The sequence below is a fragment of the Paenibacillus taiwanensis DSM 18679 genome (assembly GCF_000425125.1).
In the GTDB taxonomy this organism is placed as follows: domain Bacteria; phylum Bacillota; class Bacilli; order Paenibacillales; family Paenibacillaceae; genus Paenibacillus_B; species Paenibacillus_B taiwanensis.
The window spans coordinates 1-14,448 of sequence record NZ_AULE01000023.1 but is presented as its reverse complement, the minus strand read 5'-3'; the positions used below and the strand labels follow the sequence as shown (position 1 = coordinate 14,448).

The 14,448-nt window shown below is 43.4% G+C and carries 12 protein-coding genes and 1 rRNA gene; 9 read left to right on the top strand and 4 right to left on the bottom strand.

Features of this window, described 5'->3' with window-relative positions; all coding sequences use genetic code 11:
- Positions 1-86: 86 nt before the first annotated feature.
- From jag to rpmH, 4 genes are all read right to left on the bottom strand, one after another.
- A complete protein-coding gene (jag, locus tag H509_RS0102245; protein WP_028543634.1) occupies positions 87-869 on the bottom strand; it encodes an RNA-binding cell elongation regulator Jag/EloR in 783 nt (260 codons plus the stop codon).
- Positions 866-1,633, bottom strand: a complete 768-nt coding sequence (locus H509_RS0102240; protein WP_028543633.1) for a YidC/Oxa1 family membrane protein insertase — start codon at positions 1,631-1,633, stop codon at positions 866-868. Before H509_RS0102240 ends, jag begins: the two co-directional genes overlap by 4 nt.
- 111 nt (positions 1,634-1,744) lie before the next feature.
- A complete protein-coding gene (gene rnpA / locus H509_RS0102235) occupies positions 1,745-2,083 on the bottom strand; it encodes a ribonuclease P protein component (protein ID WP_028543632.1) in 339 nt (112 codons plus the stop codon).
- Between the two features lie 149 nt (positions 2,084-2,232).
- Complete coding sequence (gene rpmH, locus H509_RS0102230; RefSeq protein WP_028543631.1) at positions 2,233-2,367, bottom strand: 50S ribosomal protein L34; 135 nt, start codon at positions 2,365-2,367, stop codon at positions 2,233-2,235.
- Between the two features lie 800 nt (positions 2,368-3,167).
- Here rpmH and dnaA point away from each other — a divergent pair.
- The 9 genes from dnaA to H509_RS0102185 all read left to right on the top strand — a co-directional run.
- Positions 3,168-4,523 carry a chromosomal replication initiator protein DnaA gene (gene dnaA / locus H509_RS0102225; RefSeq protein ID WP_028543630.1) on the top strand — a complete coding sequence of 452 codons (1,356 nt, stop codon included), beginning with the start codon at positions 3,168-3,170 and terminating at the stop codon, positions 4,521-4,523.
- A gap of 199 nt (positions 4,524-4,722) precedes the next feature.
- Positions 4,723-5,865 carry a DNA polymerase III subunit beta gene (dnaN, locus tag H509_RS0102220; protein WP_028543629.1) on the top strand — a complete coding sequence of 381 codons (1,143 nt, stop codon included), beginning with the start codon at positions 4,723-4,725 and terminating at the stop codon, positions 5,863-5,865.
- 47 nt (positions 5,866-5,912) lie between these two features.
- Complete coding sequence (gene yaaA / locus H509_RS0102215) at positions 5,913-6,137, top strand: S4 domain-containing protein YaaA (RefSeq protein ID WP_028543628.1); 225 nt, start codon at positions 5,913-5,915, stop codon at positions 6,135-6,137.
- A 3-nt stretch (positions 6,138-6,140) separates the two neighbouring features.
- The gene (gene recF, locus H509_RS0102210) at positions 6,141-7,253 is read left to right on the top strand and encodes a DNA replication/repair protein RecF (protein WP_028543627.1); all 1,113 of its coding nucleotides are present in this window, start codon (positions 6,141-6,143) and stop codon (positions 7,251-7,253) included.
- Between the two features lie 12 nt (positions 7,254-7,265).
- On the top strand, positions 7,266-7,523 hold the full coding sequence (remB, locus tag H509_RS0102205; protein ID WP_028543626.1) for an extracellular matrix regulator RemB: 258 nt from the start codon (positions 7,266-7,268) through the stop codon (positions 7,521-7,523).
- A gap of 33 nt (positions 7,524-7,556) precedes the next feature.
- Positions 7,557-9,473, top strand: coding sequence for a DNA topoisomerase (ATP-hydrolyzing) subunit B (gyrB, locus tag H509_RS0102200; RefSeq protein ID WP_028543625.1), 1,917 nt, complete (start codon positions 7,557-7,559; stop codon positions 9,471-9,473).
- Between the two features lie 721 nt (positions 9,474-10,194).
- Positions 10,195-12,666, top strand: a complete 2,472-nt coding sequence (gyrA, locus tag H509_RS0102195; RefSeq protein WP_028543624.1) for a DNA gyrase subunit A — start codon at positions 10,195-10,197, stop codon at positions 12,664-12,666.
- A 181-nt stretch (positions 12,667-12,847) separates the two neighbouring features.
- On the top strand, positions 12,848-13,981 hold the full coding sequence (locus H509_RS0102190) for an HD-GYP domain-containing protein (RefSeq protein WP_028543623.1): 1,134 nt from the start codon (positions 12,848-12,850) through the stop codon (positions 13,979-13,981).
- 354 nt (positions 13,982-14,335) lie between these two features.
- A 16S ribosomal RNA gene (locus H509_RS0102185) occupies positions 14,336-14,448 on the top strand; the annotation flags it as partial.

The following is a 14,448-nucleotide window of genomic DNA, read 5'->3' as shown; positions in this document are numbered from 1 at the left end:
AAGCAATGACTGCCTCCAAAATACAGAGACAATCATTGCGTTATACTCGTCTATGTGAGCAACGTTCTATTCTACATGAACATAATTTATGATTTCAAAGTGATGACGATACGTCGATTAGGTTCTTCACCCTTACTGTACGTCTTCACCTTTGGATGATCCTGCAGCTTCGCATGAATAATCTTGCGCTCTTGCGGGGACATCGGTTCGAGCATTAACTCCTTACGTGTGCGAATTACCTTGTTCGCCAGTCGTTCGGATAAAGATTCTAAGGTTTGCTTCCGGCGTTCACGGAATTGCTCTGCATCAAGTACAATACGCAGATGATGATCAGAATATCGATTTGCGACCAAATTGGTCAAGTACTGCAAGGAGTCAAGCGTTTGACCGCGACGACCGATAATGAGACCTAAATCTGAACCTGCAATATCAAACATGATGTTATCTTTGCGTTTGTCCACATGAATCTCAACTTCAAGTCCCATTGATCGAGCTACATCCAACACGAATTGCTTCGCCTCTTCAATACCGTCGATGTGAAGACTTCCTCCATTACTTGCTGCTTCTTCGTGTGCATGCTTGCCTGTCTGCTGCGGCTTATGCGCGGATACGGAGTCCACTACAGACACGCTGGACAGATGAGCGGATGGATCTGCCTTCCGCACGGCTGGTTGTGCTTTAGTAGTGGCCGGTGCCTCTTGAAGCGTTAGCTCCACTTTGGCAGCACGAACACCAATAAGTCCAAACAATCCCCGCGACGGCTGATCAATGACCCGGACCGTAACTTGGTCCTTCGTCGCTTCAAGCTGTGCCAATCCTTTCTGAACGGCATCTTCGATTGTCTTCCCTGATACAATCAATGTGATCATTTCGCCGGTAGTACCTCCTTATCTTTGTTTCGATAAAGGAAATAGTTCTGCACAATCGTAAAGATATTGCTGTATACCCAGTATAACGGCAAAGCTGCCGGGAAGTTGATCGACATGACGAAGATCAGCACCGGGAATACTAACAGCATAAATTGCATCGAAGAGGCCATCTGTGCAGACATCATCTTCGATTGAATAAACGTCGTCAATGCCGCAACTACAGGCAAGACATAGTATGGGTCCGGCGTTCCGAGCTGCAGCCACAAAAATTGGTGGTCACGGACGGCGGAATTCATATAGATGGCGTTATACAACGCAATAAACACAGGCATCTGGATTAGCATCGGCAAGCATCCTGCTAGTGGATTAACGTTGTGCTGTTGGAACAGCTTCATCGTCTCCTCTTGCTGCTTCTGCGGATTGTCTTTATGCTTCTTCTTCAGCTCAGCCAGCTGCGGTTGTAGCTTTTGCATAGCCTTCGAGCTCTTCATCTGCTTTATCGTAAGCGGCAGGATAGCCGAACGTACAATAATGGTGATCATAAGGATCGCAATTCCGTACGCTCCATTAAACCACCCTGCAAACGTATCCAACGCTAGTGAAAAATAATAAACAACATTCTTCTCCCAGAAGTTTCCCTGCAGCAGGTCTTCGGTCTTCATCGTTCCATGGTTAGTGGTACATCCGGAAAGCACCATAATCAGCACTAGGGATAACGCCACCAAGAGCCATTTACGGTTCGTAAGCAACTTCTTAAGCGACAATAGCAAAACTCCTCTCTAAAACCATCCGATTCCAAAGTAAATATATCACATTTCAGGTTTCAAAGGAAACGGTCCAAGCCCTGTGGCTAATATGTATTTCACAAGATTAACTTATTTTAATACGGAGGCCTTTCGGCAAACATGAAGCACACTCTTACGAAGCTGCTCATAATCCATATCAACTGCACCTTTACGCACAATAAATACAAGATCGACATGGCTAATGACACGATCAGAATGAAGCCGAACGACTTCTTTAATGACACGTCTCATTCTATTGCGGACAACTGCATTCCCTATTTTCTTGCTGGCGGAGACCCCGACACGAAATCTGTCTACGGCTGGACGCGGAAACACATATAGGACAAGCTGATGGTTCGCCCATGATCGTCCATATCGATAGACTCGGCTGAAATCCGCACGGTCCTTTAGACGGTATTGTTTTTGCACAATTAAACTCCTGCCTGATCCCGGCTCTTGTAGGCTCTTGTAGGCTCTTGTATATGTCCCAAGTATGTACGTGAGCTCGAGAGAATAAACGTGTTGATTATATACAAAAAGAAAAAAAGACCACCGCGGGTGGTCTTGCATTCACGCTCTTATGCGCTCAATACTTTACGGCCTTTAAGACGACGAGCAGCCAATACCTTGCGGCCATTTTTAGTGCTCATACGTGTACGGAAACCGTGAACCTTTTTACGTTTGCTTACATTTGGTTTAAATGTAGGTCTCATTTCAGCTTGCACCTCCTTAAAACACAATTATTCATGTAGAACCAGTTCATTGCACTGTTTATATGTTCGCGCAAAACGCCTTTATACATTTAATCAAAAACAGCATAGAAAGTCAATGGCGCAAGTCAACCTTCACTCTTCCTCTTTTTGTGATCTCTTTATTTGTTCACATGTATAGCCGCTCTTTTTGTTTGCCAAACTATCCACAACCCCATTGAATACACATTCCTTATTATTTTAAATAAGAAGTTATTCACATGTGCAAAAGTGAGAGAGATAACAACACCTTTAATTCGATCTCTGTGTATAACGTTCGACACCATAATTCCCCTTTTTGTCGAATTGACACAAGTTATAAACAATATCTTGTGGTGTATATAATTTTTGTACACAAGTTATTGAATTTGTGGATAAAATACCTGCTATCGTTGAAATATAAGGGCTCATCTGCTATGATTATATTGTTTTTCGGTTGTGCATAGTTATTAACAATCCTATCTTATACACAGGCTGTGGATAAAGTTGTGAACAACTTATTTTATGCTGTGCCTAACCTACATCGTTCGTTGTTGTTTGTGTGGATAATTAATGTCAGTATGTACGGTATATTTCGACATGAACGTATCATGTCACAACATAGACCCCGACAAAGCGCCCTACTAAGCAGAGGGCTTTCTGTGCCTTTGGAGAGCCCCTTCTGTAATTAAGGCGCGTTGTCGGGGAACTTGTCCTTTTAGGCGACTTTGCCGGAAAGCGCGTTCTAATGACGACGCAACAGGTTTGAAGGAGTGAAACCATCTGTGGATCGCCAAGTAAATGAACATTGGCAGGAAGTACTTACCGTAATCCAGACAAAGCTTAGCAAGCCAAGCTATGATACCTGGTTCAAAGCTACAAAGGCGGTCAAGTATACCGACACCCAACTTATAATTACAGCACCGACCACATTTGCTGTCGAATGGCTGGAGAGTCGCTACACGAAGCTCGTTAGTTCCACAATATTCGAAATGGCCGGCAAGCAAGTGGACGTTAAATTCATCATTGAGGAAGCAGCGCAAGCCGAACCGGAGCTCATGCAGCCACCGACGTCTGTTCCTCGTGCAGTGTCGCAAGAAGAGCCCGTTTCCAACATTTTGAATCCAAAGTATACGTTTGACACGTTTGTTATCGGTTCGAACAACCGATTTGCGCATGCGGCATCATTGGCTGTTGCAGAAGCACCTGCCAAGGCGTATAATCCGCTGTTCTTGTACGGAGGAGTCGGACTTGGCAAGACTCACTTAATGCACGCAATCGGGCACTATATATTGGAGCATAATCCGAATAGTCGAGTTGTCTATACGACATCTGAGAAATTTATGAATGAGTTTATTAATGCTATTCGTGACAATCGTGGCGAAAGCTTCCGCAATAAGTATCGAACTATCGATATTTTGCTTATTGACGACATTCAGTTTCTCGCAGGCAAAGAGTCAACGCAGGAAGAGTTCTTCCATACGTTTAATGCGCTGCATACCGAGAATAAGCAGATCGTCATCTCAAGTGATCGTCCACCGAAAGAAATTGAAACATTGGAAGAGCGGCTTCGATCGCGCTTTGAATGGGGACTCATTACAGACATACAACCGCCTGATCTGGAGACACGTATCGCAATTTTGCGCAAAAAAGCGAAGGCTGACAATTTGGATATCCCGAATGAAGCTATGGTCTACATCGCGAATCAGATCAACACCAACATTCGTGAGCTTGAAGGCGCTCTAACCCGCGTAGTTGCGTACTCTACGATGACCAATCAGGATATTACAACACATTTAACCGCCGAAGCACTAAAAGATATCATTCCGACAAGCCGTCCTAAGATCATTACGATTCAAGACATTCAGCATCGAGTCGGTGAATTTTATGGCTTGCGCCTTGAGGATTTTAAAGCACGGAAACGTACGAAAGCAGTCGCTTTTCCGCGCCAGATTGCGATGTATTTGTCGCGTGAGTTAACCGACTACTCCTTGCCTAAGATTGGTGAAGCCTTCGGAGGGCGTGACCATACAACTGTCATTCACGCACATGAGAAGATCACCAATAATATCGAGCAGGATCAAGAATTGTACAAAGTCATTCAAAGTTTAATCGATAAAATTAAAAATCCGACCCTGTGAACAAAATGATAAGCCTATACACAAACTATACACATGTGGATAGGCTTTATCTTATGCTGTTATAATAGGGTTATCCACATATTCAGGGCCCCTACTATTACTACTATCTTTTTAAATAAAGATCATCTTATAAAATATAAGAAAAACTTATAATCGACATCATTAGATACAACGCTAATTTGCGTTAAGGAGTGAAAGCATGAAGTTAACTATTCTCAAAAATGAACTGAACGAAGCGATACAAAATGTGTCTAAAGCTATTTCAAGCCGAACTACAATACCTATTTTGACAGGCATTAAGATGGACGTTACCTTTCAAGGCGTCACACTTACAGCAAGCGACACGGATATTTCTATTCAAAGCTTTATCCCTGTTGAAGATGATCGACAAACAATTGCCCAAGTAGAACGTCCAGGTAGTGTCGTATTGCCTGCTAAATTTTTTGTGGAGATCATTAAGAAGCTGCCATCACAAAACATTGAGATAGAGGTCAAAGAACAGTTCCAGACCTTTTTGCGTGCTGGAGCAACGGATATCCAAATGGTTGGCCTAGATCCTGAGGAATATCCTGTCTTGCCAAACATTGAAGAAAATCAAGTGGTTACAGTGAATGGTGATTTACTGAAAACGATGATTAAACAGACGACATTTGCGATTTCCTCCAATGAAACGACACCTATTTTGACAGGTGTATTGTGGAATTTGCAGGACAGTGAGCTTAAGTTTGTTGCTACTGACCGCCATCGCTTGGCAAGTCGTCTTGCAGATATACAGGTAGATTCTTCTTTGCGTTTTCAAAATATCGTCATTTCCGGGAAAACGTTAAATGAACTGAGCAAAATTATTCCGGATCAAAACACAATGGTTGATATTGTTGTTGCAGAAAATCAAGTGTTATTCAAAATTGACCGTGTATTGTTCTATTCACGTATACTAGACGGAACTTATCCTGACACTTCTAAGATTATTCCGACTAACTACAAAACAGAACTTGTACTCGATACAAAAAAATTAACAGAAGCAATTGATCGCGCCTATTTGTTGTCTCGTGAAGAGAAGACCAACATTGTACGCCTGCAAACAAAAGAGGACGGAACCATTGAAATCTCATCGAGTTCCTCTGAGCTCGGTCGTGTGCAGGAACAACTTGAAGTCAAACAATTTAACGGAGAGCCTTTACGTATTGCTTTTAACTCAAAATATATGCTTGATGTACTTAAGGTGGTCGAGTGTGAACATATTTTTATTGGGTTTACTGGGGCGATGAGTCCGATTATTATTAAGCCTACTGAGCGTGTGAACAGTTTGCATTTAATTCTCCCATACCGGACGACCAACTAATTTTTACTTTGAACGCAGCTCGTTGAATGAAGCCAGGAGGAATAACGATGAAAGAAGTGTCCATTCGGACCGATTACATTACATTAGGGCAGGCGCTGAAGCTCGCAGATATTGCTTCTACAGGTGGACATGCCAAAGTATTACTTCAAGAGCAGGCTGTACTTGTTAACGGTGAGATTGATGAGCGCAGAGGCCGCAAGTTGTATGATGGCGACAAGGTTGAAGTGAAGAGTGAGGGCTCCTTCCGCATTGTCAAGTCACAGGAGGCTTAGCGGGTGCTTGTCCGTTCACTAGCTCTTGGAAACTATCGTAATTATGAATCGTTGGAGCTTGATACGAACCATAAGGTTAATATATTTGTTGGCCGCAATGCACAAGGAAAGACAAACCTTTTAGAAGCGATCTTTGTACTTGCTCTGACCAAATCACATCGGACTTCCAAAGATAAAGAGCTTATCGGATGGGAAGACAGCACGGCTCAGCTTAAAGCAGTTGTCGAGCGCAAATATGGGCCCTGCACGTTGGATCTGTCTATATCTCGCCAAGGGAAGAAAGCTAAGCTTAATGGACTGGAACAACGGAAGTTAAGTGGTTTTATCGGTTCACTGAACGTTGTGATGTTTGCACCAGAGGACTTGGAAATCGTCAAAGGTGGTCCAAGCGTGCGTCGTCGTTTTCTCGATATGGAGATCGGCCAGGTGCAGCCCAGCTACTTATACCACTTGCAGCAGTACCAGAAGGTGCTTGTGCAGCGTAATAATTTGTTAAAGCAGATGTGGAATGAGAAAGGCAAAACCTCTCATGCTATGTTGGAAATATGGAACGAGCAATTGGCTGATAACGGTGTTAAAATTGTAAAGAAACGGAAACAATATTTAAAGAAATTGCAAATTTGGGCGGAACAGATTCATGCCGGTATTACGAATGGTCAGGAGCAGCTCAACATAGAGTATGTGCCCTCCTTCTCGGCGCAGGTGGATGACGATGCTGTCTTATTTGAGCAATTTATGTTAAAGTTAACACAAATGAATGATCAGGAAGTGCGGCGTGGTATAACGTTAGTCGGCCCGCATCGGGATGATTTGACCTTTTTTATTAACGGTAAAGAAGTGCAAACATACGGCTCCCAGGGGCAGCAGCGAACAACAGCATTATCGCTCAAGCTTGCTGAAATCGAATTGATGCATGAAGAAATCGGCGAATATCCGGTGCTGCTGCTTGATGATGTTTTATCAGAGCTGGACGCTTATCGGCAGACACAACTGATAGAGACGTTTCAGGATAAGGTGCAGACCTTTATTACGACAACCGGCATAGAAGGAATTCATACGAATAAACTGCAAGATGCTAATGTATTTCATGTTGAGAGCGGGCAAGTGAAGCGCTAAGGGGTGATTGTGTTGTATATTCACTTAGGTGGCGAAAAAGTTATCCGCTCTTCGGAGTTGGTTGCTATTTTCGATATTTCAATCGAGAAATCATCCAAGCTGTCCAAGCAGTTTGTGGCTCATTCACATAAACGGAAAAATGTGGAGTCGATCGGCGAGGAAGAAGCCAAATCTATTGTCGTGACAAAAGGGAAAGTTTATTACTCTCCGATCTCATCGACAACGTTAAAGAAGCGTTCGCATCTTTTGTCGCGAATGGATGAAGCTTAGACGGAACTGAAATTTGAGAAGTGGGTGAAGGGCATGTCTTTGAATCAGCATACGTATGATGAGAACCAGATCCAGGTGTTGGAAGGCCTTGAAGCCGTTCGGAAACGGCCAGGTATGTATATCGGCTCTACCAGCGCTAAGGGTCTTCATCATCTGGTGTGGGAAGTTGTCGACAACAGTATAGACGAAGCACTGGCAGGCTTCTGTACACGTATTGAAGTAATTGTACATGAAGACAACAGCGTTTCTGTCATTGATAACGGTCGCGGAATTCCTGTCGGAGAACATGCAAAGATGAAACGCTCGACGGTGGAAGTTGTTATGACGGTACTCCATGCCGGCGGTAAATTTGGCGGCGAAGGTTATAAAGTATCCGGCGGCTTGCACGGTGTTGGTGTATCTGTTGTAAATGCATTGTCTGAGTTGCTTATCGTAACGGTCAAACGGGACGGACATAGCTACCAACAAGAATATCGTCGTGGCGCTCCGCAATACGATCTGAAAGTGATCGGTGACACGGATGAGACAGGAACGATAGTTACATTTAAGCCGGATCATGAAGTGTTTACGGAAACGGTAATCTTTGAATACGATACTTTGACCTCTCGTATACGCGAGTTGGCTTTTTTGAATAAAGGAATCGAATTGGTATTAACGGATGAACGTCCTGGCCAAGAGCAGACGCAAACGTTTAAATACGATGGCGGTATTATTGAGTTTGTTGAATACTTGAACCGCAATCGTGAGAAGGTTCATGAGCCACCGATTTATGTGGAGGGCCTAAAAGATAACATTTCGTGTGAAGTAGCACTACAGTATAATGACAGCTATTCAGAGCACATTTACTCCTTTGCGAACAATATCCATACGCATGAGGGCGGAACACATGAATCCGGCTTTAAGAGTGCCTTGACGCGGATTATTAACGACTATGCCCGCAAGATGAACCTGATGAAAGACAACGATTCGAATTTAAGTGGGGATGACGTGCGTGAAGGCTTAACGACGATTATTTCTGTTAAGATTCCAGACCCGCAGTTTGAAGGACAAACAAAAACGAAGCTAGGTAACAGTGAGGTTCGTGGTATTGTCGAGTCATTGTTCGCTGAAAAGTTTTTGCAATTTTTAAATGAAAACCCTGCTATATCTCGAAAAATTGTAGAAAAAGGTACGCAAGCTGCTCGCGCTCGTGAAGCCGCTCGTCGTGCACGTGAATTGACGCGCCGCAAAAGTGCGCTCGAAGTAAGCTCGCTGCCCGGCAAATTAGCTGACTGCTCATCTAAAGATCCTTCTATCAGCGAATTGTATATCGTTGAGGGTGACTCTGCAGGCGGTTCCGCAAAGCAAGGACGCGATCGTCATTTCCAAGCTATTTTGCCCTTGCGTGGTAAGATTTTGAACGTAGAAAAGTCTCGTTTGGATAAAATATTGTCCAATGCAGAAATTCGTGCAATTATAACGGCACTTGGAACAGGTATTGGTGAAGATTTTGACCTGGCTAAAGCTCGGTACCACAAGATCGTAATTATGACGGATGCCGACGTTGACGGTGCACATATTCGGACACTATTACTTACGTTCTTCTATCGTTATATGAGACAATTGGTGGAGGCTGGATACGTATATATTGCCCAACCGCCACTTTTCAAAGTCGAAAGAAACAAGGTAGTTCGATATGCAGATAGCGAAAAAATGCGTGATGAGATTATAGCTGAATTTGGCGAAGGTATGAAGATCAACGTTCAGCGTTATAAAGGTCTCGGCGAGATGAATGCTGTTCAGCTTTGGGAAACGACAATGGATCCTGAAAGCCGTACTATGCTCCAAGTATCGGTAGATGATGCCAAGGTGGCGGATGAAATATTTGATACGCTTATGGGAGATCAAGTTGAACCTCGTCGCGATTACATTATTAAACATGCCAAGTTCGTTAAGAATTTGGATATTTAATTCATTAAAGCTTTGGTCCCCTGTCTAGCCAGATAGGGGACTTTTAATAATTTTAAAGGAGCAGTGCATTATTTCTCCTTATTCGTTATCTTCTTTATGGCAGGACAGCCACATATAATATAAAAGCTCTATAAATGTTTCACATGAAACATTAGGAGCAGTAAGATTATCGTGATCAGGTTTCCTAGTTGTCGTTAACCCTGCAAAGTTAAACGGTTGTTTTACATCTGATGTCTATCTGCACCATAGTTTCGTTTAACGGACGGGAAGGATACAATAAAGGTCTACTTAGAGGAATATCCTTTCACAATCGAGCTGTATAACATGTTTTTAGTACAGTATCGAGCCGCATTCATGGTATAATAAACAATAGTATGATTACCCATCCGCGTGGGAAAGGAACAAATACCTAATTGCGTTAGCCTAATGTTCGGAACTAACCGCTGTTGATGAGAACGTTTAATTGTTTCTCATTTGTGAAAGTAATATAATATAAATAGCGTATTAATGGGCAAGACGACAGATGATCAAGAGGAAGACGGTGCTGTTTCCTATGAGGGAATCATGCCGTTTTTTCGTGTGATGACATACGTTTGTCTTGTAGAGACATATGTCCTAATAGGGTCCAAATGGATAATATCGTCCCATTTGCTGAGCAATTATAGGGCTATCACCACACCAATGCGGACGCTGTTAATGAAATATTAGAAGGAGGTCCAGCATGGCGGAAGAAAAACACTCGCAAGTCAAGGACCGCGATATTGGAACGGAGATGCGAGAATCCTTTCTTGACTATGCGATGAGCATCATCGTTAGTCGTGCGCTGCCAGATGTGCGCGATGGTTTGAAGCCGGTTCATCGCCGTATTCTGTATGCGATGTCGGAACTTGGGATGGCGCCGGACAAGCCACATAAGAAATCGGCGAGAATCGTCGGCGAAGTAATCGGTAAGTATCATCCTCACGGGGATTCTGCCGTATATGAGACGATGGTACGTATGGCGCAGGATTTCTCACTGCGGTATATGTTGATCGATGGACATGGAAACTTTGGTTCAATCGACGGTGATATGGCAGCTGCAATGCGATATACAGAAGCGCGCCTATCCAAGATTGCAACCGAGATGCTGCGTGATTTGAACAAAGAAACGGTTGACTTTGCACCGAACTATGATGGGGAAGAGAAGGAGCCGGTCGTGCTGCCTGCACGATTCCCGAACCTACTCGTTAATGGTTTGTCAGGTATTGCCGTAGGTATGGCGACCAATATACCGCCACATAATTTGACTGAGGTCATTAACGGGGTTCAAGCGTTGATTCATAATCCCGATCTAACCCCTATAGATCTCATGGAATATATTAAAGGACCAGACTTCCCGACCTCCGGACTTATTCTGGGTCGTGAGGGTATTCGTCAGGCTTATATGACGGGTCGAGGTTCAGTGATGATGCGTGCAAGAGCCGAGATTGAGGAAAATGGCGGTAAGGCACGTATCGTGGTACAGGAGCTTCCTTATCAGGTAAATAAAGCACGTCTTGTTGAGAAGATTGCCGAGCTTGTTCGTGAGAAGAAGATTGACGGCATTACTGATCTTCGAGATGAATCAGATCGTAACGGAATGCGCATCGTTATTGAGCTGCGCCGTGACGTTACACCAAGTGTCGTATTAAACAACTTGTATCGTCATACTCAAATGCAATCTAACTTTGGTGTAAATATGCTGGCGCTTGTTAATCAAGAGCCGCGTGTGTTGAACTTGCGCGATGTGCTGCATTATTATATTCAGCACCAAATCGAAGTCATTCGCCGTCGTACAGAGTATGACTTGAAGAAGGCTGAGGCGCGGGCTCACATTTTGGAAGGCTTGCGCATTGCGCTTGACCATCTGGATGAGATCATTGCCCTTATCCGTGCTTCGCGTAATGACGAAGCAGCAAGGAATGGCTTGATTGAACGCTTTAGCTTGTCATATGAGCAAGCACAAGCCATTCTTGATATGCGTTTGCGCCGTCTTACAGGTCTGGAACGTGAGAAGATCGAAGAAGAGTACAACGAGATCATGAAGAAGATTGCGGAGTACCGTGAAATTTTAGCGAGTGAGCAGCTTGTTCTTAACATCATTCACGACGAGCTTGAAGAAGTGAAAGAGAAGTACGGGGACGAGCGTCGTACCGAAATTACGTTTGGTGATGATATTTTGGACGAGGATTTAATTCCTCGCGAAGATGTGATTATTACCATCACACATAGTGGGTACATTAAGCGGCTGCCTGCTACCACTTATCGTAGTCAGAAGCGTGGTGGTCGAGGCGTGGTCGGCATGGGAACAAAGGATGATGACTTTGTAGAGCATTTATTTGTCACAAACTCGCATCACTATCTTATGTTCTTCACCGACAAAGGTAAGGTATACCGTATCAAAGCTTACGAGATCCCGGACTTGAGCCGTACAGCAAGAGGAACGCCAATTATCAATTTGATTCAGATTGAACAAGGCGAGACGATTAATGCGGTAATTCCAGTGGAAGAGTTCGATGCAGATACGTATCTATTCTTTGCTACACGTCAAGGAATTGTGAAGAAGACGCCGTTGGATGATTATGTTAACATCCGCAAGGGCGGTTTGATCGCAATTAATTTGCGTGACGATGATGATTTAATTGGTGTTCGATTAACGGATGGTAATCAACAAATCATAATGGGTACGAGCACCGGTATGTCGATTCGATTTAATGAGCAGGACGTGCGATCGATGGGTCGTTCGGCTACTGGAGTTAAGGGTATTTCTTTGGATGAGAACGATAAGGTAATTGATATGGATGTTATTGATCCAGCCAATGATGTGCTCATTGTTACGGCCAAAGGTTACGGCAAACGTACTCCAACTACAGAATATCGTTCGCAGACGCGTGGTGGTAAAGGAATTAAAACCATTAACGTTACCGACAAAAATGGCGCGGTTGTGGGCCTAAAAGTAGTCAGTGATGATGATGATCTTATGGTCATTACCGAATCAGGAACGATTATTCGTACGAGCATAGCGGGCATCTCGCAAATGGGCCGTTACGCACAAGGCGTGAAGATTATTAATATTCGCGATGAGGATGCTGTATCAACAGTAACTCGTTGCAGCAAAAACGAAGATGTTGAGTCTGAAGAGGTATTGGAAGAATCACCTCCAGACAACGAATAACATGATAAATGTGTGTATGCCTAGTCATTCGACGGAGATTATACAACACCATCAAGAATAGATGTAAGGGCGCATAGATAAGATGCGCCCTTATTTTTAACTTCATACGCGTATAAGAAGACCGAATGAATGATACTTACACCTGCACTAGACACTAATTGGGTAGGAGCGTGTAATTTTCATGGTTATGATTCCTCTTGTGCAAACGAAACCTGGAGATCGTCTCAATCAGGATATCCATACTTCGTTAGGTGGGCTGCTGATGCTAAAGGGCAGACAGTTGTCTCCACGTGATCTGGAAGTGCTTCAAGCCTTTATGGTTAAGCATATCGATGTAGATCGTTCATCTGGCGGGGGGAGTCCCATTGAAATCGCGCCAATAGCAGCTTCTGTGGGGCAACCTTCAAACTCCCCAGAAATCGCAGTATTGGATCAAGTAAATGCAAAAGATGAAGAACAGTTTGTTCAGGCGTGGTTGGCGCTTAATCAATACATGTCAAAAATGCTATCTACGGTAGCTCTAAACCGACTTCCTATATTGGAACTCCGTCAAGTTCTGGAGCAGCTGCTTGCTAATATATCTAGCTATCGACCTATGTCTGTAAAATCACAAATAGTTGAGCTATTAAATGAAGATGCCTCCGACTACTTAATTAACAAATCAATTGCAGTGTGTCTAACCTCTTACCTTATTGGCCAGTGGTGTGATTATCCTTCCAAGGAAGGAATGCAGATTGCAATGGCAGGGCTGCTTCATGACATCGGTATGATTAAAATAGATGAAGATATATTGTATAACAAAACTTATCTAAACGAATCCGAGAAGGCAGAAATGAAGCGCCATCCACAGTATGGATATGAAATTTTGCGAAATGTCCCGGCGATTAACGATGGTGTTAAGCTAGCGGCACTACAACATCACGAACGATTAGATGGTAGTGGTTATCCGTTACGTGTCAAAGCTGACAAAATTCACGCATATGCCAAAATTGTTGCGATCGCCGATATGTTCCATGCCATGACACAAGACCGTGTATATAAGCGAGCAGAGTCACCGTATGTCGCGCTGGAGCAGTTACATGAAGCTTCATTTGGCAAGTTGGAGCCTTCTATGGTTCAAACCTTTATTCAGAAGATGTCACAGCTTACTCAGGGAACGATCGTTAAGCTTAATGATGGTCGAGTTGGCCACATTGTAAGTATAGAAGCTCTTAACCCAACAAGACCTATCATATCTATTAACGGTGAAATGGTTCATTTGGAATCGAATAAGAAATTGTGGATTGTTTCGGTCGTTCCGAATAAGGAAAAATAGAAGTTTTATTTCTATAAATAGTATGAACGTGCTGGTGTAATGTGCATCCGATAAAGGCCAAAATGGCCTTTATCATTGCATGACTATAGATTAGACAATAGTAAAGTTTTATATTTTTAAAATTAGGGGTTGCGTTTGTATAGGCGTTATGATATATTAATTAAGTCGCCGCTGAGCGACACGGTAAAATGAAGCGAAAGAGTGCTTCACTAACCATTACATTGTTCCTTGAAAACTGAACAACGAGCAACGTTGAATGAAGGACATGACTTCGGTCATGAAGCGCATTTAACGGGAATGTTAAGAATCACGAGATTTATCTCGTCAGCAATACAAATGAGCAAGTCAAACACTTTAATGGAGAGTTTGATCCTGGCTCAGGACGAACGCTGGCGGCGTGCCTAATACATGCAAGTCGAGCGGAGTTGATGAGGTGCTTGCACCTCTGAGACTTAGCGGCGGACGGG